Raw genomic sequence first — 508 nt, forward strand, 5'->3', positions numbered from 1 at the left:
ATGGAAACTATTTGTACCCAAAACGACCAGTCGATGCCGTAACCGCCTATTTGACGGTTTAAAAAGCTTAAACTTTGTACCGTACTAGAAGCAATAAATGCAGTACCCAATACTAACGGTCCCATGGTGACAATGGTCCAATAGCGCAGCATACTCTTAATACCACCAGAGCGATCCTCTACTCGCCAAATTTGATTAAAGGCACGTTCGATAGTCGTCAAAGTGACAATAGTTGTGACAAATAAAATCATTGCCCCGATGGCCGTCAAGTTAGACGATTTTTCAGCGAAACTGTTGATATACTCACTGACTTGCATACTTGATTTCGGTAGCAAATTGCTATAAATCACTTCATAAATCTGTGCTCTAACTGTAGCAAGCGCTGGAACTGACGATAGGATCATCAGTAGGACGGTCAACATAGGCACAATCGATAGCATGGTGGTGTAAGTAAGTGAAGCTGCTTTTTGTTGGCAGTTGTCTTCAAAAAAATGCCGCGTCAAAAATC

The 508-nt window shown here is 41.7% G+C and carries 1 protein-coding gene; it reads right to left on the reverse strand.

Annotation, left to right across the window (positions count from 1 at the left end; genetic code table 11):
- On the reverse strand, window positions 1-508 hold a 508-nt coding region (locus tag ACS8FD_RS24830), incomplete at both ends, for a YihY family inner membrane protein (protein WP_439277802.1).

Source organism: Psychrobacter sp. 1U2 (assembly GCF_051847575.1).